Below are 25086 nucleotides of genomic sequence, written 5' to 3'. Positions count from 1 at the left end.
TTTTGGGCGCCTTCTTTTACTTTTGCGCGGCTACCGCCAGTTCGGCGACGTATGCATCGATCACGGTCTTGAGCCGGTCGGCCAGCGCTTCCTGATGGGACGCATCGACTCCCTTCAGTTGCAGATCCAGACGCCCGTCCGGATAGGTTTTCAGCTGACCGATCGCGCGTGATTCGAGCGCGAAATCGTGTCGAACGCTGTAACGCGTGCGCCCCGTCTTCTTGTTGCCGTCGCTCTGTGCGCGCAGGAAATTCTCGAGGTCGCGCACCGACTTTTTACGGTCGATCACCGCCGTGAGCAGACGATCGGCAGCGGGTTCGCCCAGGCGCTCGAAAATCAGTTTCAGGAAGTACGCGGCCTGCAACCCGACCACATCGTTCGCGCTGGCCATCCGTTCGAGCAGCGTGTTCGGCAGTGCGTTCAGCGATAGTGTCTTGCTGATCGATGCCTTGTCCTTGCCGATCTTCTCCGCGAGCGTGTTCTGGTCGGGGAAGACCTTTTCGTCGAGGAGACGCTTCCATGCGACTGCATCGTCGAAGATGGTCTGGCGTTCGTGGTCGTGGTTGGCGCGATACGCGATCGTGTACAGCTGCTCGGGTGTGTGGTCCGTGCGAAACGTCGCGTTGATCGTTTCGTCGCCGTTGATGCTCGTCGCGCGCAAGCGGCGTTGCCCGTCGATCACGACGAGCTTGCCGGGAAACTCCGGGAGACGCGTGACCTTGATCGGCTCGATCTGTCCTTCCCGCTTCAACGTCAAAGCGAGCTCGTGCAGGCTCGACTCGGAATAGAACACGCGCGGGTTGAACGGGTTCGGGATGCAGTCCTTGACCGCGACTTTCTGCGGCGCGCCCAGGTCGAGCGCGTCGGAGGCGGAGGCGGTCGGGGCGACGGGGGGTGTGGCTTCGGCGGCGGGATTCGACGCGGGCGTCGGCTCCGGCAGGCGCGTTTCCAGCGCCGCGTTTTCCTGTGCGAGCCCACGCAGCAAGCCGGCTGCGAGATGCAGGTTGCCGGTCGGTTTCTTCTCTTTCGATGTGTCCTTAGCCATGAGCGGCTCCGGTAGCGCGCGTCGACGCGATGTATTGGGCCATTTCGGTGACCAGTCTCTCGATTTCCGCGCGGGCTTCCTTCAGCCCCTTCAGGTATCGATTGTGATGATGGATTGTGGTGCCGAGGGCGAACGTCTGCCGGTAGACCTCGCGCTGCGCGATCTGGCTGTCGAGCAGATGCTCCCCTATTTCTTCAGCCCTTAGAATTTTTAAAATTTCTTCTCGCATTTTAGTTTTTCCATTGACGCTATTCAGCATCAATGCGGAAGACAAATTCGGGTTACGAACGGCACGCATCGATTCGATCATGCGAATCATCGCGACGGTGCTATACAGGTCGGCCGGCGACGGAGACAGCGGCACGAGGCAGAAATCGGCGACCTCGAGCACGGACGCGATGCGTGGGTCTTCGAGGTTGCCCGGGCAGTCGACGACGATCACATCGAAATTCGCATCCTGCTTCTTGATCTCGCCGCCGATGCCGCGGCCGGCTGGGGCCAACGACAGAACCGTCATCGGGAGCGTATTTTCGCCGCTCGTCACCCATCTGACTGATGTGCCTTGAGGGTCGGCATCGATCAAGGCGACCTTGTTGCCACCTGCCTCGAAGGCAGCAGCGATATTGACGGAGATGGTGGTCTTTCCAGTACCACCTTTTTGATTACTGACGGCGATCTTGAAAGCCATTAAATTCCCTCCTAGGAGTTTTTCGTAATATATGCATTTATTGTTGGAAAGTCCAGAAAGTGCTATATGAAAATGGAAATTTTCTTATAGATGTTGTTGTCACGTGACAAGTACGTCAAATGGCAAGCAAGTATTTGTGATTTGAAAGTGGGTGAAAAATAAAAATAGATGACATTGCATTCGAGACGGAAGGTGCTGATGAAGTACTGAGGACTTCAGTGCTAGTAGCGACAAGAGGTCACAGTGCCGATTCCTGAATGTGTCTCGCGATCGGTGGGAATTCTGCCGTAGTTTGGCATTCAGCTTGTGGCCCGCGGCGGCGTCGGGATCCAAAGTTGTCACGTGACAAGTCGAATTTGGCTGGCTCGGATCTCAAATGGTGCTCGACGGCAGGCATGCCGATGCGACGCGCGCTGATAATTCCGGTGTTTTTTCTTCCTCGCTCCTCATTACGGCGGTCAGTGTTCAGATATGACGGCTGGTGCTGGTGCTGGTGCTGGCGACTGCTGCGTGTTGTTACGTGACAACACGGCAAGGCGTTGCTTCTGGACACATATCGTCAGCCTCGGCGCACCCACTGTAGAAGTCGCGGGCGTGAAGAAGTTCATGGGATATATGGCTTGGTCGTGTTCGATTGGGCCCGGTTACTGACGCGAAAGCGATCGGGTTGTTGTCACGTGACAACCGTTGCGGATGGACGCCGAAAGGATCGACTCGACATCGACGCGGCATCGTCAGCGACGAAGTACGAGGAGGTGCTGGCTAGCCGGGGATAAGTGAGTGATCTATGTTGGTCGAGCAAATTGATGTCATCTCTAGACGCGCCCGAGCGAGCATGCTCTCAGCGTCCGATGGAACACTAATTCCAGCGAATGATGTGGCCCTAATAAATGGGCTGATCTGCATCTACAGGCAACGACGATGAGACAGGGGAGGGGTACAGCAGAGTCTTATTGTGTGGGCCGTCGATCGGACGATCGAGAGCATCGGCGTCGCCTCACATTCTTGACGGGCTTTTGGGGCGCGAATTCCTGCGCGTCGCCGAGGGGAAATGGCGTAAATCAGCAGGGCGTGAAACAATTCTTCTAAATGGGTGTCTTTGCGGAAACCCTTGCCTAGCAATGGGTTGCGCTACTTTCTTCATGTTGTTTCACGCAAAATGAGCATCGACGACGGTTGAAATGGGGGCGCATGAACCCGGGGCGCGCTATTGGGTCTAGATAATGACGGCTGAAGCAATGACGTATCAATTGAAACGTATTTTGTGATAAACGATACGTTTCGCCGATGAGCGCGCAGTTCGATCGATCTGCGGGGATCTCAAACATCGAGCGGAACAGGCCAGCAGCGGATTCAAGAGGTGTAGTGAGTTCGTCATCGCTAGTTGTCACGTGACAACGCGCTGCGCCAACAGCGCGGATTGCAAACCTGTACGTGACGGGAGAAACCGAAGCGGGCGCCTCGTCCCAACGGCGGCGTTGAGCGAAGACGGATTCTACAGACGGCCTCGGAAGGCAGTTTCCGATGGGCTTGGCCTGTATCTATCACTGTGCAGATGGAGCGGGAATTTGCAGACTTTGCGTCAAGAAGGTGAAGCGCATCGCCACAATTGGTTCGACCGTGTATATCTTGGCCTTCGCCGGATGTCTGCTGTCGGGGGTGATTGATCATCGTCGCCGACGATCGACCAAAGAGCCCGTTGCGAAGCCGTATATCACCAGGAAAATTCACCGCCGCGGCGTTCTCGTCCAGAAACCGCCGCGGCCAGCGAACCTACTTCGTCGCCTGCCATACGCACAGCTGCTGCCACCAGCGCGTCTTCGTTGCTGGAGTCTTTGCTGGCTCATCGACCGTTCGCCACCAACGTTCGCCGCGATGCGGCGCATTCAGATCGAGTCGCTCGCCCATCCTGGGTGTCGACAACTCGACCCCGCGTACCATGGCCAACGCGGTGACGCGCTCAAACGGCTCTTGCCAACGGTGCATCGCGAGATCGAACGTGCCGTTGTGAATCGGCATCAGCGTGCGACCGCGCAGGTCGATGTGCGCTTGCACGGTTTCTTCCGGCTGCATGTGCACGTAGGGCCATTGTGGGTCGTATGCCCCGGTCTCGATCAGCGTCACGTCGAAGGGCCCAAGCCGTTCGCCGATAGTCCGGAAACCGTCGAAGTAGCCGGTGTCGCCGCTGAAGAACACCCGCAAATCGTCGTCGACGATGACCCACGACGCCCACAGCGTGCTGTTGCCGTCAAACAGGCTGCGTCCGGAGAAGTGCTGTGCCGGTGTCGCGGTCAGCGTCAGACCATCGACGTCGACACTTTGCCACCAGTCGATCTGGCGTACCTTTTTCGCGTCGATACCCCATTCGATCAGCCGGTCGCCGACGCCCAACGTGGTAACGAACACGCCAGTGGTGGCTGCCAGTGCGAGCACCGTTTCACGGTCGAGGTGATCGTAGTGATCATGCGACAGGAGCACGCCACGCAACGGCGGGAGGTCCACGAGCGCGATCGGCGGCGCATGAAAGCGCTTGGGGCCGATGCGCCGGAACGGCGATGCGCGTTCGGCAAATACAGGATCGGTCAGCCAGAATTCGCCGCGCAGTTTCAACAGCAGTGTTGAATGCCCTAGCCGATACAGGCTGCGGTCGGGGGCCGCGCCGAGTTGTTCGCGAGTCAGTGAATCGATGGGCAATGCGCCTGTCGGAACCGTGTTGCGTGGCTTGTTGACCAGCATGTTCCATGCGATGCCAAGTGTTTTGCCGAAGCCTTCGGCCGGTGCCGGTGCAACGTTGCTGAAGCGTTCGCCGTTGTGCTGCGGCGACTCGCCGGACAGTGTGCGGCCACGCCTGGCGGCGGCGAAACCCAGTACGCGATGAAGAAATACGAGAGGCGAAGCCATGTCGATTCGTCCGGAAAATAAAGTACACCGAGCAGTGTAGTTTATCCCTGGGAAAAGTAAACTCAGGGGTGTAAAATTTTTTGAATGGATACGAGCACTTCTCCTCAACGGCTGACCGACCGAAAGCGTGCGGCAATACTCGCCGCGGCGATCGAGGAATTCCTTGCGGCTGGCTATGACGGGACCAGCATGGATCGCATCGCAGCGCGCGCGGACGTGTCGAAGCGCACCGTCTACAACCATTTCCCGGGCAAGGAAGCATTGTTCGCGGCGATCCTGAATCAGCTGTGGGACGCGACGCTGAGCGCCGGCGCGCCGGCCTACTGCGCCGACGTCCCACTGCGCGATCAACTGCTCGCGCTGCTGGGCCGCAAGTTGCGGTTGCTGAATGACGAAGCATTTCTTGCACTTGCCCGCGTCGCGATCGGTGCGGCTATCCATTCGCCGGAACGCGCGCGCGACATGGTCGAACGCATGGGCGAGCGCGAAGAAGACGTGACGGTCTGGATTCGTGCAGCTGCGGCGGCTGGCCGGTTGTCGGTGACCGATGCCGTTTTCGCCGCGCATCAACTGCACGGGATCGTGAAAGCGTTCGCGTTCTGGCCGCAAGTGACGATGGGCCAGCCGCCGCTCGGCGCGCAGGAACAACAGAAGGTCGCGGAAACGGCTGCCGACATGTTTCTTGCGTACTACTCGCGCGCAGACCACGCCGGTGTGTAAGGTACCGGGCGGGATTGACCGCGCGTCGTGCGAAGCGCGAAGCGGAACAATTGCGTCGATATACGCAAGGCGAGTCTCATCCTCTGCCTCGAGGAAAGCGCCATTCGACAACCAGCGGACGCAGGCACTGATACGGACGTCGACGTAGCCGGATTGAGCCGTACCGGCGCGTGCGGCAGGCGCAAATGAAACCGAACGTGAGCGAAAACCGATGAAGACGCTGTTGATCGTCTATCACACGATGACCGGAGGCACGCAGCAGATGGCCGAAGCGGCCGCGGATGCCGCGCGCGAGCAATCCGGCGTCAACGTCAGATTGCAGCGTGCGGATGCGACCAGCGCGGACGACGTACTCGCCGCCGACGCCTATTTGTTCGCTACACCGGAAAATCTCGCCGCGATGTCCGGGCTGATGAAGGACTTCTTCGACCGTTGCTACTACGCTGCGCTCGATCGTGTGAACGGCCGCCCCTATGCGGCGATGATCTGTGCTGGCAGCGACGGTCAGAACGCGCTGCGTCAGATCGACCGGATCGCGACCGGATGGCGGCTCAGGAATGTGATGCCGGGCCTGATCGTCTGCACCCATGCGCAGACGCCGGAGCGGATCCTCGCGCCGAAGATGATTGGTAGCGAGGATCTCGCGCGCTGCGCGGAGATCGGCGCGGGGCTCGCTGCGGGTCTTGCACTCGGCGTGTTCTGATTGCCGGCGATCAAGCCAGCCGAAGCGGAACCGCAGCCGCGCGCAACGACCGGAGCGCGATGCCTGCCGTGCTGTGCCCGATTGCAGCGAATTCCGGCGACGCGCAATTTTCGCGAGACACTGCTCGTGCGAATTGCATCCTCGTTTGCGGCAGCGGCACCATGGAATGTCGATGCCCTAGTTGGCCTTTGTCGACACTGGCGGCTGATGGTATTCGGGCCACAGGCTTTTCACGAGATCGCGTGAAGCGCCATACGCATGGCAACTGTCGAGCCAGCCCATACTGCTCACTTTCCGATGCCGTCGTACGCTCGACGATCGATGCGGGCGCAACTAATAGCGTGGCGGCAGAGATCGATGCACACTCGCCACGCCGCACGGATCGTATGCGAAAGCCCGGTCTTCCGGACGATGCGAGTCGGCAGAATTTGGCGTCTTCGCTATCCGTACCATCGCTCGCCATTTCGGACTGTGGAGTAACCGATGCGTCGCGTGACCGGCGCACTGAAGCCGAGAGTACCGGAAACGACACTACGTAACGCGAGTGTCGATCTACCGAGAAAACGCCGCCATAATGCGCAACACGACCGCGCGGACGCATTCTCGTTCCCCCGGATCCGTCAAATGCGAACCGGTGAGTCAACCGGCGGCCGCGGGTACCGGTATACTTCCACTCCTGCCTTTGTCCGGCATCGTGGCCGGGTGCCTGAAACAGTGGTGGTGGCGATGCGGCCCCGCAATGATCCGCGTCGGTGGCAGACGCGCCGCAGGCGATGCGGCGAACGCCGATGTGCGGAATGGCTGCACGAACCACACCTTATATTCCTGGTGGATTGAATTTATGGGTTTTGAACAACTTGCCGAATTGCGGGCGCAGCTCGCAGCAAAGGCCAAGCAGGAGCGCAACGCGAAGCGACCGGCTACGCAACCGGACGCAGGCGCGAAGCCGAAATCCGGCGACCGGCCAGCTCGGGGGGCCAAATCGGGTGCCGGGGCGAAAGCGTCGTCCGGCGCGAAGCCCGCTTCGGCGAAGCCGTCGACGCCGGTCGATCCGGTCATCGTTGCGATCGGCAAACTGCAGCGCCGGTTCCCGCGCGCGTTCCCGAAGAATCCGGCTCCGAAGGTGCCGCTGAAGGTCGGTATCTGGGACGACCTCGCTCGCGAGGCGCAAGCCGTCGGCCTGAGCGAGGCCGAGCTGCGCGAGGCGATGTCCACGTGGTGCCGCGGCAATCGTTACTGGTCGTGTCTCGTCGAAGACGCGGTGCGGGTCGATCTGCAAGGTAACGAAGCGGGGCGCGTGACGCACGACGACGCGGCGCGTGCGCGCCGGCTGAAGTCGCGCCGTCCGGGCAACAAGGGTGGCGCACAAGCGGCGAAGGGCGCACCGCAGCAGCCGAAGGTGGAAGCGCAGGCCGCCGCCGCGCCGCAGCAGGCGACCGCGGAAGCACCGGAAGACGCAGCACCGCAGCCCGAGCAGCAAACGGCCGCGAGCGAGTAACGCGCGATGTGTCGCCGCGCGACCGCGCGGTGACGGCCTGCCTGCGCCGCGCATGCAGCGCATCACATCACATGACAGACCGACCTGTCCTCCGGGGCAGGTCGGGACTGCCGCCGCTGGCGGCACAGCCAGTCAGCCTCACCCAATCCTCATCGAACTGCCAAGTGACCCGACGACGAAAGCGTGTCAGTGGACGCCGTGTGCGCAAGCTATCTGTCACACCGCGCAAGCATGGCGAGGCGACGGGATATCGATCAGGGGCGGCGTGCATCATGAATACGCGGTGGCGCCGCAACCCGGCGAACGTTGCGTAGACGGGCGTCGCGCGCGGCTGCGCATCGATGCTTGCGGACAGACGGCCGACGCGTGTGTCATCGTGTTGGTGACCCACGCCCATCCACTCGTGTTTCATCACAATAATTCGTTTTCCTAATGTGGTTGGATTCCAGGTGAAAACCGGATTCGCCCCTACGCGAATTTCTCGCACGTGAGCCGCTGTCAAACGTGAGGTGCGGCCGTATTCGACAGACCACGGGGTAATGTCCGGACGCACCGCACGGTCGCCCGTCCGTCAGTTGGCGACCCGTGACACACGCGCGATAATCTCCCCAGCACGAATCGTCGGGCCGGCACGTTGCCGGCACCGCATGACGCGACAGGTACCTCAAAGCCAGCGCAACTCGCCCGACATTCCCCGAAATTGAATGGCATCTGGCGAACCGTACGCGCCACTGCATCACACGAAGCTTGCCGATTCCATACGCACAATGCTCTACGCAAAGACCGCATCATGATTCCGAGACATTCCGCGATCCTCGTCGCACTCACCGCCGCCGCGCTGTTCGGCGCCGCGACGCCGCTAGCCAAGGCACTGATCGGCGCGATGTCGCCGTTCATGGTCGCCGGCCTGTTCTATCTCGGCAGCGGGATCGGCCTCGGCGTCGGGATCCTGCTGCGCGGGTTGCACCGCCGCCGCGCGCCGGCCGAGAACGCCGCGCCGCTGCAACGCTCGGATCTGCCGTGGCTTGCCGGCGCGATCGCGGCCGGCGGCGTCGCGGGCCCGGCGCTGCTGATGCTCGGGCTGTCGAGCACACCGGCTGCGACGAGTGCGTTGTTGCTCAATCTCGAAGGCGTGCTGACGGCGGTCATCGCGTGGGTCGTGTTTCGCGAGAACGTGGATCTTCAGGTGTTTCTCGGCATGCTTGCGATCGTCGCCGGCGGCACGCTGCTGTCGTGGGGCCCGGGGCGCGCGGGCGTGCCGATTGGCGCGTTGCTGATTGCCGGCGCATGCCTGTGCTGGGCGATCGACAACAACCTGACCCGCAAGGTCGCCGCGAACGATGCGATGGTCATCGCGTGCGCGAAAGGCCTGGTCGCCGGGCCCGTGAACATCGGCATTGCGCTCGCGACCGGCGCGGCGCTGCCCGCCATTCCGGCCGCGGCCGCCGCGATGCTGACCGGCCTCGGCGGCTACGGGATCAGTCTCGTGTTGTTCGTCGTGGCGCTGCGCCATCTCGGCAGCGCGCGCACGGGTGCGTATTTTTCGGTGGCGCCGCTGTTCGGCGTCGTGCTGTCGCTGCTGATCTGGCCGGCTCTGCCGTCCGTCACGTTCTGGATCGCGGCCGCGTTGATGGCGCTCGGCATCTGGTTGCACGTGCGTGAACGGCACGAACACGAGCACGCGCATGAACGACTCGAGCATACGCACCGGCATCGGCACGACGAACATCATCAGCACACGCACGATTTTCCGTACGATGGCGATGCACCGCACACGCATCCGCACGTGCACCTGCCGATCACGCACAGTCACGCGCATTTCCCGGACATTCACCACCGCCATCGGCACTGATTTGCGCGGCAAAGCAGAATGACGCGCGCTGCGTGCAATGCGCATCGCAAAGGTACCGGTTTATGGGGACGTTATTGGGTGCCCGCGGCGCCGCGTCGGCGTTGCTCGATGCGGCCGGCCGGTCGCGACTCAGTCTTCCGTCTGAATCAATCGGATCAATGACCCGTCCGGGTCGATCAACGCGCCGACGGTACCGCCCCATCCTTCGCGCTTCGGTCGATGCGCGCGTGGACAGCCGGTCGTCTGCTCCGGAATGCCGGCGGCGAGTACCTCGTCGAAAAACGCACCGACGTCAGCGAGCCGGAAACAGCAACTGAACCAGCTCGTGGCCGGATCGAGACCGGGATGCGGAAAGAATTCCAGCAGCAGATCGCCGCGTCTGAGGATCATCCAGCCATCGTCGCGCCAGGTTTCGACGAACCCGAGCTTCGCGTAGAACAGCGACGTGGCTTCGAAATCGCGCGACGGCAGATTGGGACTCGCAAAGTCGGTCAAGGCTGTTTCTCCAATGAGCGTTGCGGTCGAACGAACGCGTGGGAAAATGCGCGGACGGATGGCGCGCATCATCGGTCAAACGATGCGCACCGGCAAGCCGCGCAGGCCGCGGTCGCGATTATCGTCCCGGGGGAAAGCAGAATTCGAAATCCTCGCAGCCCGGGCATCCGGGCGCGGGCCCGGGCTGGAGGCCAAGCGATGCGGCCACTTCCTGGGCGAGGAATTTCTTCCAGCGCAGCTGCGCGACATTGCGTGCGGCAAACGCGGGGAAATAGCGATCGAGCATCGCGGTGACCGCGTCGCGTCCGTCAAGACCAAGATCGCGCCACAGGTGATCGGGGCGCAGGCACGCATGCGCGACGATTGCAGCGACGCAGTCGGCATCGTCGTGCGCGGCGGCGGGATGCGCATCCCGCATCAGCAGCGCGTGCAGCGTCGCGACGAACCGCGCGTGCACGGCCGGCAGCGGTGCGATGGTGAGCACCGGCACGAACGCGGCCGCATCGGTGGAATTCAGGTGCGGAAACTGGCGCTCAAGCAGGCCGCTCAACCGGGCGGGAGACAGGCCGAGCAGCGCGAGCTCATTGCGGCATGCACGTGCCGCAATGAGCTCACCGAACAGACTTGCATCCGGGGAATCGGCGTCGGCCGCGCCGGACAGCAGCGCTTGCAATATGCGCCGATGCGCATGCTCGAGCGCAGACGTCATCGTATGCGCCTGCAAGCCGGCCGCGCGTTGCGCGCCCCCCCGGGCGCGGCGAATGGCGGGACGTCGTTGCACGATCGACCGGGCGATCACTCGACCCCGACGATCACGCTCGACGCCTTGAAGAGCGCGGACGCGGCCTTGCCGCTTGCGAGGCCGAGACGATCGACGCTGTCGTTGGTGACGATCGCGACGATCTCCGTACCACCTGCGGCCTTGATCACGACTTCCGAATTGACCGCGCCCTTCGCGATCGACGACACGGTGCCCGCGACACTGTTTCGCGCCGACACCTTGCTGCTGTCGATGTCGACCATCACGATCACCGACGATGCCTTGACGAGCGCGAAGGCCTTCGCGCCGGCCGCGAGACCGAGCGATGCTACGCTTCCGTGCGTAATCACGGCGACGATGTCGAGGCCGTCCTCGGTACGCAGCGTGATTTCGTCGTTGACGGCACCGGGCTTGACGGCGCTGATCTGGCCGGCGAATTGATTGCGGGCGCTGGTGCGCATGATGACTCTCCGGGAAAGGGCCGCCCGGCGGGCGGCGAGCGAATGGCGGAAACCGCGGACGAGTTTACCGGCAATGCAGGTGAAGCGCGACGTCGGCATCGGCATACTGGACATGCGAAACCGCGCACGATGCTGCGCGACAACAGGCATTTCGTGTACGCCGTGCCGCCCCGCGCGCGCTTACTTTACAGCGGCCGACGCGGCAGCCGGCGCCCCCGCCGCCGAGGTCTGCTGCGCCGCAGCGGCCGTTCCATCGCCTTCCCATCCGCCGCCGAGCGCGAGGAACAACTTCACCTGGTCGGCGGCGACCTGGCCTTCGGCTGCGGCGACCTGCGCACGCACGCTCGTCAGCGTGCGCGTCGCATCGAGATCCGAAATGAACGACTCGCGGCCGGCGGCATACAGCCGGTGCGTTTCGTCAGCGGAACTACGCGCCGATTCGTAGGCCGTGCGCAGCGCATCGGTGCGTTGCACGTCGGCCGCATAGGCCGCGAGGCTCGACTGCGTTTCGCGCAGCGCGTTCAGCACGACGCCGTCGAAGTGCGCGAGCGCGCCGCCGGTCGCCGCTTCCGCTTCGCGCACGCGCGCGCGCTGGCCGTTGATCGGGAACGACCAGCTGATCAGCGGTCCGAACGACCAGCGATTCGTGGTGGAAGAGAACAGGTCGGCGGCGACGCCGACCGAACCGGCGGACGCGCCGATGCTGATCGACGGATACAGCGCGGCGGTCGCGACGCCGATCCGCGCGGTCGAGGCGGCGAGCTGACGCTCGGCTTCGCGAACGTCGGGACGGCGGCGCAGCAGCGCGGCACCGTCACCGATCGGAATCGGCTGGCGCAGCTTCGGCAGGCGCTCGCATTCGGCGACCCGCTTCGGCAGGTCGGCGGGCGAACGCGCGAGCAGCGCGGCGAGCTGGTATTGCGCGATCTTGCGGCGGCCTTCGAAGCGCGGGATGTCGGCCGCGAGCGTGCGCACCTGCGTGACGCCGCGCGTGACGTCGGTCTGGTTGCCGCGTCCCGCGTCGCGCAGGCGCTGCGACAGCTTCACGCGCTGCTGCTGCAGCGCGAGCGACTGCTTCGCGATCGCGAGTTCGTCGCCGGCGGAGCATGATTCGACGTACGCACGCACGACGTCCGCGACGACGGTGATGCGCGCGAGGTCGGCGGCCGCTTGCACGGCTTCGCTGTCCGCGCGCGCGGCCTCGACGCCGCGCCGCAGCTTGCCGAACAGATCGAGCTCGTATGACACGCTGATGCCGACCGCGCCTTCGTTCACGACCGGCAGCTTGTTTTCGAGCAGATATTGCTCGGCCGATTCCTGCGCACGCTGCACGGCTGCTTCCGCGCTGCCGGAGAAGCCGCCTTGCTCGTTCGCGACTTCCAGCGCTGCGCGCGAACGCGCGAGGTTGGCCGCGGCGACGCGCAGGTCGGTGTTCGATTTCAGCGCACTGCGCACGAGTTCATCGAGCACGGGATCGTCGTACAGCTGCCACCAGTTGCCGGGCACCGCATCGCGCGACACGAGCGTGCCGTTCGCGTCGTCGAGCGCGTGGTTCGCGAGCGGCGCATTCACGTATGCCTGCTGGGGCAGTTTGTAGTCGGGGCCGACGGATTTGCACGCGCCGAGTGCGAGCGCGAGCGGCGCGAGTGCCGCCGCGAGGCGCAAGCCGTGCCGCTTCATTGCGATGCTCCCGTCGCGCTGACGGCCGCGTGTGCGGATGCCGCAGGCGGCACGGCTGCCGCGGAGGCGCCGGCAGCCAGCTTCGCATTGTCGTCGCGGCGCGTGTGGGTGCGCACCGCGACGGTCGCGGTGCGACCGGCGATCATCCGGAAGTCGTCTGGCACCTCGTCGAGCACGACGCGCACCGGCACGCGCTGCGCGAGCCGCACCCAGCTGAATGCGGGGTTCACGTTCGGCAGCAGGTTCGCGCCTTGCGTGCGGTCGCGATCCTCGATCGCGGCGACGATGCTCTGTACATGGCCACGCAGCGGATGCGGCTCGCCCATCACGACGATGTCGACCGGCTGGCCGATTTGGATGCCGCGCAGCTTGGTTTCCTCGAAGTAGCCGTCAACGCGGAACGAGTTGCGGTCGACAACGGACAGCACCGCGCGGCCAGCCGGCACGTATTCGCCGACGCGCGGCGCGCGGTCGTTCAGGTAGCCGTCGACGGGGCTCACGATCGTCGTGCGCTGCAGATTGAGCTTCGCGGTGTCGAGCGACACCTGTGCATCGGCGGCGGCGGCTTCGCCCTGCTCGACGCGCGTGCGGCTTTCCTCGACCTGCTCGCTGGCGACCAGGTTGCCGAGCTGCAGGTTGCGCGCATATTCGCGCTTTGCCTGAGCGAGCGTCGCACGGCGTTGCGCGAGCGTCGCTTCGGCCAGCCGCTCCGCGAGCGTGTAGCGGGCCTGGTCGATCACGAACAGCACCTGGCCGCGCTTCACCTCCTGGTTGTCGGCGACCTGCACCGCGGTGATGAGCCCCGACACGTCGGGCGCGACCTGGATCACGTCGGCGCGCACGTGGCCGTCGCGTGTCCACGGCGAGAACATGTAGTAGTTGATGATCCGCCACAGTACGAGGGCGGCCACGACGACGACGATCAGGGTGAGCAGGATCTGCCCTGCCGAGAGCCAGGTTTTTTTCATGGTTAGCTAGCCACGAGATGGTGAGACACGATGACGACTGCGGCAAGCACAAACACGTAGATGCCGAGGTCGAAGATCGAACGGTGCCAGACGAGGCGGTAAAAGCCGACGCGTTCGAGCAGTGCGCGCACGACGATGTTGATCAGGTAGGCGATCAGCATCAGCACGAGCGGAGCCGGCACGAATACGCCGAAGATGTCGATTTCGCCGATCATGGTCGCGGTCGGAAAGACAGGTTGGAAAGCGGGATCATGCGCGCGCTCCGTCCGTTGCGGCATGCGGCGGCTGCGCGGACGCGGCCGGGTACAGCGACAGGCGCAAGCCGACGAGCGCGTGAAGCGTATCGTGCAGCCGGCGGTGTGTCGCGGGCGTGGGCGCCGCCGCGGGAGCGTCGTGCGTCGTGCCGTCGCCCGCCGATGCGGCCGACGTGCCGGGCAGGTTGCGGCCGGCCACGCGCTGCAGCGCGTCGTCGATCAATCCGAGCAACGCCGGCGGTGCAGGCTGTCGCGCATTCGCGGCCGCGCAGCGCGCGTAGTGATCGGTGACGCCGGCCAGCACGCGGTCGATCGCGTCGGGCACGTCGCCTGTCAGCTTGCGGCGCGAGCGGCGCAGGTCGAGCGCGTTCAGCGCGATGCGCAGGTCGCGGAAGCTCTCGATCGACGGATGGCGGTGGTCGTCCGACGCACCGAGGCGCGGCAGCAGCTGTGTGACGCGATCGAGCATGCGCGATGCGTGGTTGCGCTGGTCGTCGAGCGGCTGCGTCGACGCGGAGCGCGCGACGTCTTCCCAGCCCGAACGCAGCAGGCGCCGCACCGCGAGTTCCGCGCCGAACGGACGGGTCGCGCGCGTCCACACGTACGCGAACAGCAGCCCGGCGACGCCCGCGAGGTTGCTGTTCAGGAACACGAAGAAATCGGCATCGTACGCGCTCTGGATGCTGATGAAGGTGGCGGTGTTCACCGCGACGAGCATCGTCACCATGTTGAACTGCGGGCGCGGCAGCAGCGTGCCGATCAGGATGAACGGCCCCGCGAACATCAGCACGAGCATCGGGAAGTCGTGCACGTGCGGCAGCACGACGAACAGGTACAACCCGGCGAACACGACGCTCGCGGCCGTCGACAGAAAGAACTTGAACACCAGCGGCGCGGGTTCGTCGAGCGCGGCGAAGAAGCTGCACGACACGGCCACGAGCGTGACGGCCGCGGCACCGTCGTGCCAGCCTGACGAGATCCAAAGCGAGCATGCGAACACGATCGCGAGCACGACGGTGAGCGTCGAGAACAGCATCATCCCGCGATCGAAGAAGCGCTCGGTGCCGCCGAGCCGCCAGTGTCGGTAACGCGGCTGCCAGACACCCGACTCATTCGCGATCAGCGCACGCAGCGAGCGGCAGTCCTGCCAGATGTCGATGACCTGATGCAGCCGCCACAGCGCGTTCGACAGCAGCGCACCGTCCCAGCTCGCGAGCGCGCTGTCGGACGGCTGCAGCGACGCGATGCGCTCGCGCAGATTGTCCGCGACCGGATCGTGGGCCACATCGCCGTCGGTGCCGGCCTTCACGGCCGGCAACGGCGCGTCGAACCACTTTGCCGCGTCGGCGAGCAGCGCGTCGAGTGCCGGCGGTCGCACGTGCAGGTCGCGCATCAGCGCGATCAGCGGATCGGCGAGCGAGGACATCAGCGGCAGGAACAGCTGCATGCGGCCCGCGAGCGCCTGCGCACGAGCGAGCACGCGCGGGTGCGCATGGTCGTAGCTCAGCTGGCTCAAGAGGAACTCGAGGCCGGTGATGGTCGCGGCGAGGCGTTGCCGGCATGCCGACAACGCCTTGCCCGCGATATGCCCCGACAGCGTCTCGCGGCCGTAGAACGCGGCGTCCTTGAACCATGCGTCGGTGCGCTCGATCAGCGTGGGCGCGAGCCGGTTCGGGAACACGGCGCTGCCGACCACGCTCGCACACACGATGCCGAGCACGATTTCCTCGGTCCGCGCAATCGCGACGTCGAAGATCGTCGACGGATCGGTCACTGTCGGCAGCGCGACCAGCGGCATCGTATAGCCGGCGAGCATGAACACGTAGCTGCGCGCAGTGCGGTCGGAGATCGCCAGGTAGAGCAGCGTGCCGCACCAGGTCGCGACGATGATGCTGAACAGGAACGGCGTCTCGACGAACGGCGGCACGAACAGGATCGCGGCGGCCGCGCCGAGCGCGGTGCCGAGCGCGCGATACAGCGCCTTCGAGCGCGTGGCGCCGACGAACGGGTTCGACACGATATAGACGCTCGCCATTGCCCAGTAAGGGCGCGGCAGCTGGAAATACAGGCCGAGGTACAACGCCAGCATCGACGCGGCGAACGTCTTGCCCGAGAACAGCCAGTCGCGAAGGCTCGGATAGGTCATGACGCGGAATCGGCGGGATTAGACGGACGCGATGCCGGATGCTGCGCATCGGCCGCGTTGAACGCATTCAGCACGCGCAGCGTCGCTTCGAGATCGGCACGCGTGACGCCCTTGAGAACCTGGGCGCGCAGCATGCGCAGGTCTTCCTCCATCTTCGCGGTGACCGCGCGGCCGGCGGCCGTCAGCGAGATCGTCTTCGCGCGGCGGTCGTGCGGATCCTCGTCGCGGCGAGCGAGGCCGGCCGCGCACAGCTGGTCGAGCAGGCGCACGAGCGACGGCCCCTCGATACCGACGTGTTCGGCGAGCGTGCCCTGGCGCACGCCTTCGCCGAGGCGGCCGGCAATCAGCAACGGCGTCGCGCACGCTTCGGACACGTTGTACGCCGTCAACACGGTGTCGCTCGTGCGGCGCCATTTGCGCGCGGTGAGCACCAGCAGGCTGCTGACGGCGAGGCGGAGGTCGTGCAGGTTGGTCATGGGCGAGATGATAGGGGCAAAAACATTCGATAGCAAACTATCGTTTGTGTCATCCGCATGTCATGCCGCACGCCGGGGCGCCGATCTGCAACGAGCAATTTAGGCGGTCGATCCGGGGATGGTCAAGTTGTCAGATTGCAAGCGTGCGGCGGATTCTTATGCATCGCCTGCAATCCGGCTCGAACGCGGCGATCGCACGTGGCGGGTTGGCTGTCGGCCTAGGGTTGTAGGGACGTTGTAAGCCCGATGCGATCCTGGATGACCGCGCACCGGCCACGCCAACCAACCGGATCACGCCACGCGCGCCGCACCGTCCCGGTTCCGCACACGATTGCACTCTTTCTGAGCGACCATGTGGAAGCAACGACGGAGACATCGAGGTGACGTCGCCCGATCCGTTCCTCGTCGGCTGCACCGAGCGGCCGAACGCGGTGCGCGTGTGCATCGGTGCGGAGACGACGGATGCGGCATGCAACGCCGCGCTCGCGACGATCGCGGGCGTGTGCGTTCTCCGGTTCGCGACACACGACGCGCGTCATTGCCAGTTCCGGCGTTGCCGCGCCGGGGCCACAATGAGTTCGATCGCGTGGTCGCGCGGTGCAGCGATCAGGCTTCCGCATGGAGTATGCGTCTCGCACGAGGGCCTGCGCGCGTTGGCTCGCGCAGCCCTCGACCGCTGTTTAGCGCACGTGCGGCAACAACGCGCGCAGCCAGCATGCGACCGCCACCGCGCCGCCATCCGGCGTGCCGATCGCGCGTTCGCCGAGATAGCTCGCACGCCCCGCGCGCGGCGTCATGCCGGCCGTTCGTTGCGCGCCGTGTTCGGCCGCCTCGATGGCTTGCGCCAATGCGCCAGCTGGGTCGCGATCATGATCGAGCGCGCGATCGAACGCATCGGCGGCCGGCACCAGCGCATCGAGCATCGTCCGATCGCCGGCACGTGCGCCGCCCAGTTCGGAGATCGCATCCGCCGCGCTGCGCAATGCCGCAGCCCAGTCGCGTGCCGACGGTGCGGCGGTATCCGCAGCATCGGCGAGCCGCCGCGACGCGCGCAGCAGCGCGGTCGCATAGAACGGCCCCGAACTGCCCGCGATCGCGCGGCGCAACGCGGTGCCCAGCGCCGCGAGCGTGCCGGCCGGCGTGCCGTATGCGGCTTCCGGCAACGCGAGGATCGCCTGCGCGGCGCGATGCATGCTCGCGCCGAGATCGCCGTCGCCGGCGGCCGTGTCGAGTTCCGTCAGCGTGGCTTCGTTGTCGATCAACGCTTGCGCGATCGCGTGCAGCGCCGGCTGCAGCCGCGCCGCCCACGCGTGGCCGGCCGCATCGAGCTGCGGCAGCGGCTGGTCGGGCGCGGCAGCCGCAGCCACCCGGATCTGCGCGTTGACGGCGCCGCCGCCGGGCCATGCGCGCGCGTGCGTCGGCGCGTCGAGCAGGGCCACGCGTTCGTCGTTCAGCCGCAGCAGCGAGATCGAGCAACCGGGCATGTTCAGCGCCGACAGAAACGTGCCGCCCCATGCCCGCGCGACGGTGATGCCGCGCCGGCTCAGGTTGTCGTACGCGGCGCGCAGCACGATCGCCAGTTCCATGTCCGGCGTCGCGCCGAGACCGTTGACGAGCAGCGCGACGCGTTCGCCGCGATCGAGCACGAGGTCGGCGACGATACTCGACAGCAGCGTCTCGACCAACGCGTCGGCCGCCTGTGGCGCGGTGCGCTCGACGCCTTTCTCGCCGTGGATGCCGAGGCCGAGTTCGATCTCGTGATCGGCGAGGCTGAATCCCGACTTGTCGGCGCCGGGGATCGTGCAGCCGTCGAGCGCGACGCCCATCGTGCCGAGTTCGGCCGCCGCGTCGCGCGCGATTGCCGCGACGCGGGCAAGCGGCAACCCGCGCGCGGCGGCCGCGCCGGCCAGCTTGTGGATCAGCACGGTGCCCGCGATTCCGCGTCGCTGCCCGCGCTCGACGCGGCCGCGCAGCGACACGTCGTCGGCGACGATCACGGTCTCCACCGGAATGCCCTCGGCTCGCGCGAGTTCGGCGGCCAGCCCGAAATTGAGGCGATCGCCCGTGTAGTTCTTCACGACGAGCAGCGCGCCGTTCGGGCCGGCGCACGCGCGGATCGCGGCGAGCACGGCGTCGGTCGGGGGCGACGTAAACACTTCGCCGCAGACGGCCGCGCTCAGCATCCCTTCGCCGACATAGCCGCCGTGCGCGGGCTCGTGACCGCTACCGCCGCCGGATACGATCGCGACGGGGCGCTGCGACGGCTCGGGCAGCGGCTGGCGCACGAGCACTTGCTCGTCGCCGAGGATCGCGACATGCGGCGATTGCCGCGCGATGCCTTCGAGCATTTCGCGCACGACAGCGGACGGGTGGTTCACGAGCTTTTTCATGGCAACGGGTTCCTGACGGTGGGCCGAGGCCCGGCGGCACGCATGCGGTGCCGTCGGTTTTCGTACTGTGAATGGTAGGCGCCGCGCCGAATGCGGCGTGCCGCGGCCGGCGTTACGTAACATCGAAGCATTCGTAGCACGAATGTAACGAAAACAGAGCCGCTCATGGGCCAGAAATGTATCGATCGTGATCGCGGGCAGGCGCTTGCACGGGCGCGCGGATGCTGGCGTGGCGGCGGGACGGCCCGTTCGATTGGCGCCAATGGCATGGAAAATGCTGATTCTCCTCCGGTCCTCAATCGAACATTCCATCGCCTGGACCGCGAGGAGACCACCATGTATCGAACCCGCATTGTCACGTTCACGGCGTTGCTCGCCGCCGCCGGCATGCTGGCCGCCTGTGGCGGCACCGACGTCGCCGCGCCGTCGAGCGCGGCCGCGAGCACCGGCGGCGCAACCATCGGCGGCAATACGCCCGACAGCAACACCCCCGACGGCGGTTGGGGCACCAGCGGCGCCCCCGGCACGCGCGGCGTCGTGAGTACCGCGGGCGCGCTCGCGGCCGGCGTCGGCTCGACCGTCAGCGCGATGTCGTTACCGGTCCTCGGGAATACCGTGACGCGCAGCGCAGGCGACACGATCTCGAGCGTCAGCACGATTTCGCGCGCCGCGGCCGATGCGCTCAGCGACGGGCTCGGCAAGATCGGTTCGACGTCCAACCCGGTCGGTACGACGGTCGCCGGCCTCGGCGACGTCGTCGGCGCAACGGCGAATCCGGTTGCGGGCCTCGCGCAGACCGTCCGCGCGCTCGGCTCGGGGCCGCTGGCGCCGCTCGCGCCGGTGACGACACCCGTCGGCGCGGTGCTCGACACCGTGGCCGGCGGACTCGGCGCGGCGGGCAACACGGTCGGCGCGACGCTGGCATCGGGTGCCGTGCAGCAGGTCACGCAGCCGCTCAGTTCGGCCGTCACACCGCTGGTCATCACGGCCGGTCAGGCGACGCAACAGATTGGCGCGACCACGGGCCTCGGGCAGCCGGTGGCAGGCTTGCTTGGGCAGGTCGGCAGCGCGCTGGCGACGACGGGCTCGCGGATGGGATCCGTTTCGTCACAGCCAGCCGTCGGCTCGGTGGGGGCGCTCGTCGGCGCGATCGGCAATACCGTCACGAACGCGGGTGGACTCGTGAACTACAACGGTCCGAACGGCGTCGCGCCGATTCCCGGGCTGATCGTGAGTCTTGCGGGCGCTTCCGTCGCCACCGTGCAGAACGGTCCGTCGAACGGTTCGAGCCCGTCCGGCCCGCTCGGCGGCTTGCTGTCGGGGCTCGGCTCGACGCCGCTCGGGTCGCTGACCGGTGCGCTCGGCGGCACGAACGGTGCCGGCGCGGCGAGCCCGCTGGCGCCGGTGACGAATCTCGTGTCGACGGTCACCGGCACGCTCGGTGGCGCGGCGGGCGGAGCGGGTTCCTCGGCGAATCCGCTCGCCCCCGTTACATCGTTGCTCGGCGGCGTGACGGGCGGCGTCGGGAAATAGTGGCGTACCGCACGGCGAGCAGCTGGACCACGCGCTGCTCGCCGTTGCGGAGGCGAGTCGCGCGTCGGCTTCGCCAGCTCATGCCGGCGATGAATTGCGACGTGCCGAAGCGTCCGCCGCCCGCATTGCTGACTCGCGGCAGCGCATGCAGCCGCACGATCGCGCTTACTTGACCGCCGCGATCACCTTCGCGCGAATCAGCCGCGCACGCAACACGTTCCGGCTGATGCCGAGCAGTCGCGCGGCCTGGATCTGGTTGCGGTGACTGAAATCGAACGCGACCCGCATCACGGTATCCTCGATGCGTTCGAACAGGTTCTCGTGCGCCTCGTCGAACAGCGCGCACAGTGCCAGTTCGAGCGCATCCTGAGCGGGCACGCGACCTACCGCTTCCCGCACGCCGGCAGCCACGGCCGGCACGCATGACGACGACAGGTTCAGGTCGGTGTCCTGCAGCGCATCGTGGCGGCTCACCAGCAGCGCGTGATGGATCACGTTCTCCAGTTCGCGGATATTGCCGGGCCACGAATGTGCTTCGAGCCGGCGCGCCGCGCGCGGGTCGATGCTGCGCGGCCCATGGCCGAGGCGGCTGCGGTATTCGTCGAAGAAGTGGCGCGCGAGCGGCAGGATGTCGCCCGGCCGTTCGCGCAACCTCGGCACGTCGAGCCGCACGACGTTGAGCCGGTAGAACAGGTCGCCGCGAAACCGTCCGTCCATCACCGCCTGCTGCAGGTCGACGTTGGTCGCGGCCACCACGCGCACGTCGATCGAAATGCCCGTGCGCGAGCCGAGCCGCACGACCTCGCGCTCCTGCAGCACGCGCAGCAGCTTGACCTGCATCGACAGCGGCAGGTCGCCGATTTCGTCGAGAAACAGCGTGCCGCCGTTCGCGGCTTCGAACCAGCCGGGCTTCGCGCCGACCGCGCCCGTGAATGCGCCTTTCTCATGACCGAACAGTTCGCTGTCGACGAGCGTGTCGGACAGCGCGCCGCAGTTCACGGCGACGAACGGGCCGCCGCAACGATGGCTGCCGTCGTGCACCTGGCGCGCGATCAACTCCTTGCCGGTGCCGGTCTCGCCGACGATCAGCACGTTTGCGTCGCTCGGCGCGACGAGCCGCACGCGTTCGAGCAGCGCGAGCGAACGCGGGTCGACGAACACGGGCGCGCGGGCGCGGGCCCGCACATGGTGCGTGGAGCGCTCGAGAACGGGCGCGCCGCGCGATTCGTCCGGCTGCGCTGTGACGACACGAAGGTTGACAGGACGCAGCGTTGCAAACAGGGAGGTCATGGCGATGAAGGCGTGAGTCGATCGAACGGTTCGAACCAGCGTCGACTGGCGCCGCGGTCCGGTTGCTGCCTGGTCATCAGAGTGTTCAGTGTTTTGGGCCGGACGGGAAACATCGATTTCTGATAACGAAAGCCGGATTGCTGTGCAGGATGAAACGGTGTCCGATCGCAGCGATCCGACGAACGGAGGGCGCGAAACTGCTGATTGAGCAGCAGCGCATCAGCAACGCTGTTTCCGTCGGTTCATCGCGCTGTGGAATATCGATGCGATGCGATTGGTGAAACGCTTTCCATGGCTGGCTATTTGTCCGCGTAAGCCTTACCCGATGGGCGATTGAATAAAACTTCGTGATGCAGATGATCTCCACGATCGCGCATCCGTCGAGAATGGCACGCTCCTTGCGAACCCCACACCGTATCGGCGCGGCAACGCGCGGCTTGACAACGGGAACGCATGGCATGAGCAACACCCTCGACGTGGTCGCCCTGTCGGGCGGCCTGCAACGTCCGTCACGCACGCTGCCGATCGACCTGTATGTAGCCGAAAGCGATTTCGACCACTACGAATTCGCGAACCCCGCGCTGCGCGTACGCATCGCGCTCGCGATGGAGCGTGCGGCGCCGCAACTGTGTCCGAGAACGCTTGCCGCCGCGGCCGCATAGCCCGTCTTTCGTTTCCCCCTTCGATCAGGACCTCTCATGAGCATTCACAAATCTCCGGCCGACGGCGTCAAATTCGCGTACTGGGTGCCGAACGTCAGCGGCGGACTCGTCGTCAGCACGATCGAGCAGCGTACCGACTGGAGCCTCGAATACAACCAGAAGCTCGCGCGCACGGCCGAGGCGGCCGGCTTCGACTACGCGTTGAGCCAGATCCGCTTCACGGCCGGCTATGGCGCCGAACACCAGCACGAGTCGGTCTCGTTCAGCCAGGCGCTGCTGCACGCGACCACCAAACTGAAGGTGCTCGCGGCGATCCTGCCGGGGCCCTGGCATCCGGCCGTGGTCGCAAAGCAGCTCGCGACGATCGACCACATTTCGAACGGACGCATCGCGATCAACGTCGTCAGCGGCTGGTTCAAGGGTGAATTCACCGCGATCGGTGAGCCGTGGCTCGAGCACGACGAACGCTATCGGCGCTCGAAGGAGTTCATTCAGGCGCTGAAGGGCATCTGGACGCAGGACAATTTCACATTCAAGGGCGACTTCTACCGCTTCAACGATTACACGCTGAGCCCGAAGCCCGTGCAGAAACCGCACCCGGAGATCTTCCAGGGTGGCAGTTCGCGTGCGGCGCGCGACAACGCGGCCAGCGTGTCGGACTGGTACTTCACGAACGGCAATACGCCGGAGAACCTGAAGGCGCAGATCGACGACATCCGCGCGAAGGCGGCCGCGAACAACCACCGCGTGCGGATCGGCGTCAACGCGTTCGTGATCGCGCGCGACACCGAGGAAGAGGCGCGGGCCGTGCTCGACGACATCGTCCGGCACGCACACGTCGAGGCCGTGCACGCGTTTGGCGATGCGGCGAAGGAAGCCGGCAAGGCGTCGCCGGAAGGCGAGGGCAGCTGGGCGAAATCCACGTTCGAGGATCTCGTGCAGTACAACGACGGTTTCCGCACGAACCTGATCGGCACGCCGCAACAGATCGCCGAGCGGATCGTCGCGCTGAAGGCGATCGGCGTCGATCTCGTGCTCGCCGGGTTCCTGCATTTCATCGAGGAAGTCGAGTACTTCGGCCAGCGCGTGCTGCCGCTCGTGCGCGAACTCGAGGCGCAGCGGCAGGCAGTCGCCGCGTGAGGTAGGCGGCCAGCGAGTCGCAGGCGGTCAAGCGGGCCGCGCCGGACGATCGAAGGGTGCGCCGGCGGCGGCCATCGTGAGCGTATCCGGTTTGACGTTTCGGATATCGAAACAGGAGGTCGGCGGCTGCCTGCACGGCGTCGTCAACCGATTCCAGAGCTTTGCCGGAAATTTCATGTCGACGGAAATCATCGAAGAAAACACGCAATCGCAAGCGGGCGCTACGTCCGTTCCCGTCATCGGCTCCGACGCCGAAGCGATCGACGTCGCACACCAGGTCGCGGTGCGACTGGCGGAGCACGCCGCGCTGCGCGACCGCGAGCGGAAACTGCCGTTCGACGAGATCGACCTGTTCTCGTCGAGCGGCCTGTGGGGCATCACCGTCCCGCGTGAATACGGCGGCGCGGAGGTGTCGAGCGTGACGCTCGCCGAGGTGATCGCGATCGTGTCGCAGGCGGACCCGTCGGTCGGCCAGATACCGCAGAACCACTACTGCCTGATCGAGGACATCCGCCTGGAAGGCAGCGACGCGCAAAAGCGCTTCTTCTTCGATCTCGTTCTGAAGGGCACGCGCTACGGCAATGCGTTTTCCGAGGCCGGCGGCAAGAACGTGCTTGATATCCAGACGCGCGTGCGCCGCGACGGCGACGCGTTCGTGCTGAACGGCCGCAAGTTCTATTCGACCGGCACGCTGTTCGCGCACTGGATTCCGGTGCTCGCGCTCGACGAGTCGGACCAGGCGGTGCTCGCGTTCGTGCGGCAGGGCGCGCCGGGGCTGACCGTGGTGGACGACTGGAGCGGCTTCGGGCAACGCACGACCGCGAGCGGCACGGTGATCGTCGAGAACGTGCGTGTGAGCGCGATCGAGATCTTCCACACGCAGCGTTCGTACGACCGCCCGACCTTCGCGGGCCCGTTTGCGCAGATCACGACCGCCGCGATCGACCTCGGCATCGCGCGCGCCGCGCTGCAGGACACGATCGCGTTCGTGCGGCAGCATGCGCGCCCGTGGATCGACAGCGGCGTCGAACGCGCGAGCGAGGACCCGCTGACGGTCGCGCAGATCGGCGATATCGCGTACCGCGTGCATGCGGCCGAAGCGCTGCTCGCGCGCTCGGGGCGCTTCGTCGACGCGGCGAAGCGCGAGCCGGGCGAGGAGGCGGTCGCGCAGGCCGCTATCGCGGTCGGCGAGGCGAAGATCGCGACGACCGAAGTGTCGCTGCTTGCCGCGAGCAAGCTGTTCGAACTCGGCGGCAGCAAATCGACGCTGGCGAAATACAACTTCGACCGCCACTGGCGCAACGCGCGCGTGCACACACTGCACGACCCGGTGCGCTGGAAGTACCACGCGATCGGCAACTACTACCTGAACGGCGTGAAGCCTGCGCGCCATTCCTGGAATTGACGGGCGGCCGCCGACGCCG

At 65.7% G+C, this 25086-nt stretch carries 21 protein-coding genes; 8 read left to right on the top strand and 13 right to left on the bottom strand.

Features of this window, described 5'->3' with window-relative positions; all coding sequences use genetic code 11:
* Positions 1–16: 16 nt before the first annotated feature.
* From DIE08_RS25780 to DIE08_RS25770, 3 genes are all read right to left on the bottom strand, one after another.
* Complete coding sequence (locus DIE08_RS25780) at positions 17–1045, bottom strand: ParB/RepB/Spo0J family partition protein (protein ID WP_124904293.1); 1029 nt, start codon at positions 1043–1045, stop codon at positions 17–19.
* Complete coding sequence (locus DIE08_RS25775; protein ID WP_006759638.1) at positions 1038–1733, bottom strand: ParA family protein; 696 nt, start codon at positions 1731–1733, stop codon at positions 1038–1040. Before DIE08_RS25775 ends, DIE08_RS25780 begins: the two co-directional genes overlap by 8 nt.
* A gap of 1773 nt (positions 1734–3506) precedes the next feature.
* Positions 3507–4634 carry an MBL fold metallo-hydrolase gene (locus DIE08_RS25770; RefSeq protein ID WP_124904291.1) on the bottom strand — a complete coding sequence of 376 codons (1128 nt, stop codon included), beginning with the start codon at positions 4632–4634 and terminating at the stop codon, positions 3507–3509.
* Between the two features lie 84 nt (positions 4635–4718).
* Here DIE08_RS25770 and DIE08_RS25765 point away from each other — a divergent pair, with 84 nt between their 5' ends.
* The 4 genes from DIE08_RS25765 to DIE08_RS25750 all read left to right on the top strand — a co-directional run bounded on the left by DIE08_RS25765 (position 4719) and on the right by DIE08_RS25750 (position 9407).
* A complete protein-coding gene (locus DIE08_RS25765; RefSeq protein ID WP_059600777.1) occupies positions 4719–5354 on the top strand; it encodes a TetR/AcrR family transcriptional regulator in 636 nt (211 codons plus the stop codon).
* A 211-nt stretch (positions 5355–5565) separates the two neighbouring features.
* Positions 5566–6057: a flavodoxin family protein gene (locus DIE08_RS25760; protein WP_124904289.1), complete on the top strand. Its 492-nt coding sequence runs from the start codon at positions 5566–5568 to the stop codon at positions 6055–6057.
* An 841-nt stretch (positions 6058–6898) separates the two neighbouring features.
* Complete coding sequence (locus tag DIE08_RS25755; RefSeq protein WP_059600773.1) at positions 6899–7555, top strand: ProQ/FinO family protein; 657 nt, start codon at positions 6899–6901, stop codon at positions 7553–7555.
* A gap of 790 nt (positions 7556–8345) precedes the next feature.
* Complete coding sequence (locus DIE08_RS25750; protein ID WP_124904287.1) at positions 8346–9407, top strand: DMT family transporter; 1062 nt, start codon at positions 8346–8348, stop codon at positions 9405–9407.
* A 129-nt stretch (positions 9408–9536) separates the two neighbouring features.
* On the opposite strand, the gene DIE08_RS25745 is transcribed toward DIE08_RS25750, so the two are convergent.
* The 9 genes from DIE08_RS25745 to DIE08_RS25705 form a co-directional block, all read right to left on the bottom strand.
* On the bottom strand, positions 9537–9902 hold the full coding sequence (locus DIE08_RS25745) for a bleomycin resistance protein (protein WP_124904329.1): 366 nt from the start codon (positions 9900–9902) through the stop codon (positions 9537–9539).
* Positions 9903–10020: 118 nt separating this feature from the next.
* Positions 10021–10611: a nitrogen fixation protein NifQ gene (locus tag DIE08_RS25740; protein WP_124904285.1), complete on the bottom strand. Its 591-nt coding sequence runs from the start codon at positions 10609–10611 to the stop codon at positions 10021–10023.
* Between the two features lie 86 nt (positions 10612–10697).
* The gene (locus DIE08_RS25735; RefSeq protein ID WP_124904283.1) at positions 10698–11123 is read right to left on the bottom strand and encodes a molybdopterin-binding protein; all 426 of its coding nucleotides are present in this window, start codon (positions 11121–11123) and stop codon (positions 10698–10700) included.
* 180 nt (positions 11124–11303) lie between these two features.
* The gene (locus DIE08_RS25730) at positions 11304–12803 is read right to left on the bottom strand and encodes an efflux transporter outer membrane subunit (RefSeq protein ID WP_124904281.1); all 1500 of its coding nucleotides are present in this window, start codon (positions 12801–12803) and stop codon (positions 11304–11306) included.
* Entirely contained in the window at positions 12800–13771 is a 972-nt protein-coding gene (locus DIE08_RS25725; protein WP_124904279.1) for an HlyD family secretion protein, read from the bottom strand. The genes DIE08_RS25730 and DIE08_RS25725 overlap by 4 nt, the downstream gene beginning before the upstream one ends.
* Positions 13772–13773: 2 nt before the next feature.
* Complete coding sequence (locus DIE08_RS25720) at positions 13774–13986, bottom strand: DUF1656 domain-containing protein (protein WP_044849171.1); 213 nt, start codon at positions 13984–13986, stop codon at positions 13774–13776.
* A gap of 34 nt (positions 13987–14020) precedes the next feature.
* On the bottom strand, positions 14021–16171 hold the full coding sequence (locus DIE08_RS25715; RefSeq protein WP_124904277.1) for an FUSC family protein: 2151 nt from the start codon (positions 16169–16171) through the stop codon (positions 14021–14023).
* Positions 16168–16647 carry a MarR family winged helix-turn-helix transcriptional regulator gene (locus DIE08_RS25710; RefSeq protein WP_124904275.1) on the bottom strand — a complete coding sequence of 160 codons (480 nt, stop codon included), beginning with the start codon at positions 16645–16647 and terminating at the stop codon, positions 16168–16170. Before DIE08_RS25710 ends, DIE08_RS25715 begins: the two co-directional genes overlap by 4 nt.
* A 680-nt stretch (positions 16648–17327) precedes the next feature.
* Positions 17328–19037 carry a dihydroxyacetone kinase family protein gene (locus tag DIE08_RS25705; RefSeq protein WP_124904273.1) on the bottom strand — a complete coding sequence of 570 codons (1710 nt, stop codon included), beginning with the start codon at positions 19035–19037 and terminating at the stop codon, positions 17328–17330.
* A gap of 336 nt (positions 19038–19373) precedes the next feature.
* Between DIE08_RS25705 and DIE08_RS25700 the strand changes: the two genes are divergently transcribed.
* The gene (locus DIE08_RS25700; protein WP_124904271.1) at positions 19374–20570 is read left to right on the top strand and encodes a collagen-like triple helix repeat-containing protein; all 1197 of its coding nucleotides are present in this window, start codon (positions 19374–19376) and stop codon (positions 20568–20570) included.
* A 165-nt stretch (positions 20571–20735) separates the two neighbouring features.
* Here the strand turns inward: DIE08_RS25700 and DIE08_RS25695 are convergent, their stop codons facing one another.
* Entirely contained in the window at positions 20736–21860 is a 1125-nt protein-coding gene (locus tag DIE08_RS25695; protein WP_124904269.1) for a sigma-54-dependent Fis family transcriptional regulator, read from the bottom strand.
* 458 nt (positions 21861–22318) lie between these two features.
* Between DIE08_RS25695 and DIE08_RS25685 the strand changes: the two genes are divergently transcribed.
* The 3 genes from DIE08_RS25685 to DIE08_RS25675 all read left to right on the top strand — a co-directional run bounded on the left by DIE08_RS25685 (position 22319) and on the right by DIE08_RS25675 (position 25067).
* A complete protein-coding gene (locus DIE08_RS25685) occupies positions 22319–22522 on the top strand; it encodes a hypothetical protein (protein ID WP_409360407.1) in 204 nt (67 codons plus the stop codon).
* 36 nt (positions 22523–22558) lie between these two features.
* Complete coding sequence (gene sfnG / locus DIE08_RS25680; RefSeq protein WP_124904267.1) at positions 22559–23662, top strand: dimethylsulfone monooxygenase SfnG; 1104 nt, start codon at positions 22559–22561, stop codon at positions 23660–23662.
* A 175-nt stretch (positions 23663–23837) separates the two neighbouring features.
* Positions 23838–25067 (top strand): SfnB family sulfur acquisition oxidoreductase, encoded by a 1230-nt coding sequence (locus tag DIE08_RS25675; protein WP_124904265.1) that lies wholly within the window; start codon positions 23838–23840, stop codon positions 25065–25067.
* The last annotated feature ends 19 nt before the right edge of the window (positions 25068–25086 follow it).

It is taken from the genome of Burkholderia sp. Bp9004, from assembly GCF_003858025.1.
Classification (GTDB): domain Bacteria; phylum Pseudomonadota; class Gammaproteobacteria; order Burkholderiales; family Burkholderiaceae; genus Burkholderia; species Burkholderia diffusa.
The sequence above is the reverse complement of the archived record's forward strand: the minus strand, read 5'-3'. Positions and strand labels throughout refer to the sequence as shown.

Coding starts and splice junctions, on each gene's coding strand:
- DIE08_RS25695 (WP_124904269.1), bottom strand. CDS start 21,860: ATGACCTCCCTGTTTGCAACGCTGCGTCCTGTCAACCTTCGTGTCGTC.
- sfnG (WP_124904267.1), top strand. CDS start 22,559: ATGAGCATTCACAAATCTCCGGCCGACGGCGTCAAATTCGCGTACTGG.
- DIE08_RS25755 (WP_059600773.1), top strand. CDS start 6,899: ATGGGTTTTGAACAACTTGCCGAATTGCGGGCGCAGCTCGCAGCAAAG.
- DIE08_RS25710 (WP_124904275.1), bottom strand. CDS start 16,647: ATGACCAACCTGCACGACCTCCGCCTCGCCGTCAGCAGCCTGCTGGTG.
- DIE08_RS25705 (WP_124904273.1), bottom strand. CDS start 19,037: ATGAAAAAGCTCGTGAACCACCCGTCCGCTGTCGTGCGCGAAATGCTC.
- DIE08_RS25685 (WP_409360407.1), top strand. CDS start 22,319: ATGAGCAACACCCTCGACGTGGTCGCCCTGTCGGGCGGCCTGCAACGT.
- DIE08_RS25735 (WP_124904283.1), bottom strand. CDS start 11,123: ATGCGCACCAGCGCCCGCAATCAATTCGCCGGCCAGATCAGCGCCGTC.
- DIE08_RS25700 (WP_124904271.1), top strand. CDS start 19,374: ATGTATCGAACCCGCATTGTCACGTTCACGGCGTTGCTCGCCGCCGCC.
- DIE08_RS25775 (WP_006759638.1), bottom strand. CDS start 1,733: ATGGCTTTCAAGATCGCCGTCAGTAATCAAAAAGGTGGTACTGGAAAG.
- DIE08_RS25780 (WP_124904293.1), bottom strand. CDS start 1,045: ATGGCTAAGGACACATCGAAAGAGAAGAAACCGACCGGCAACCTGCAT.
- DIE08_RS25675 (WP_124904265.1), top strand. CDS start 23,838: ATGTCGACGGAAATCATCGAAGAAAACACGCAATCGCAAGCGGGCGCT.
- DIE08_RS25750 (WP_124904287.1), top strand. CDS start 8,346: ATGATTCCGAGACATTCCGCGATCCTCGTCGCACTCACCGCCGCCGCG.
- DIE08_RS25725 (WP_124904279.1), bottom strand. CDS start 13,771: ATGAAAAAAACCTGGCTCTCGGCAGGGCAGATCCTGCTCACCCTGATC.
- DIE08_RS25715 (WP_124904277.1), bottom strand. CDS start 16,171: ATGACCTATCCGAGCCTTCGCGACTGGCTGTTCTCGGGCAAGACGTTC.
- DIE08_RS25730 (WP_124904281.1), bottom strand. CDS start 12,803: ATGAAGCGGCACGGCTTGCGCCTCGCGGCGGCACTCGCGCCGCTCGCG.
- DIE08_RS25740 (WP_124904285.1), bottom strand. CDS start 10,611: ATGACGTCTGCGCTCGAGCATGCGCATCGGCGCATATTGCAAGCGCTG.
- DIE08_RS25765 (WP_059600777.1), top strand. CDS start 4,719: ATGGATACGAGCACTTCTCCTCAACGGCTGACCGACCGAAAGCGTGCG.
- DIE08_RS25720 (WP_044849171.1), bottom strand. CDS start 13,986: ATGATCGGCGAAATCGACATCTTCGGCGTATTCGTGCCGGCTCCGCTC.
- DIE08_RS25770 (WP_124904291.1), bottom strand. CDS start 4,634: ATGGCTTCGCCTCTCGTATTTCTTCATCGCGTACTGGGTTTCGCCGCC.
- DIE08_RS25760 (WP_124904289.1), top strand. CDS start 5,566: ATGAAGACGCTGTTGATCGTCTATCACACGATGACCGGAGGCACGCAG.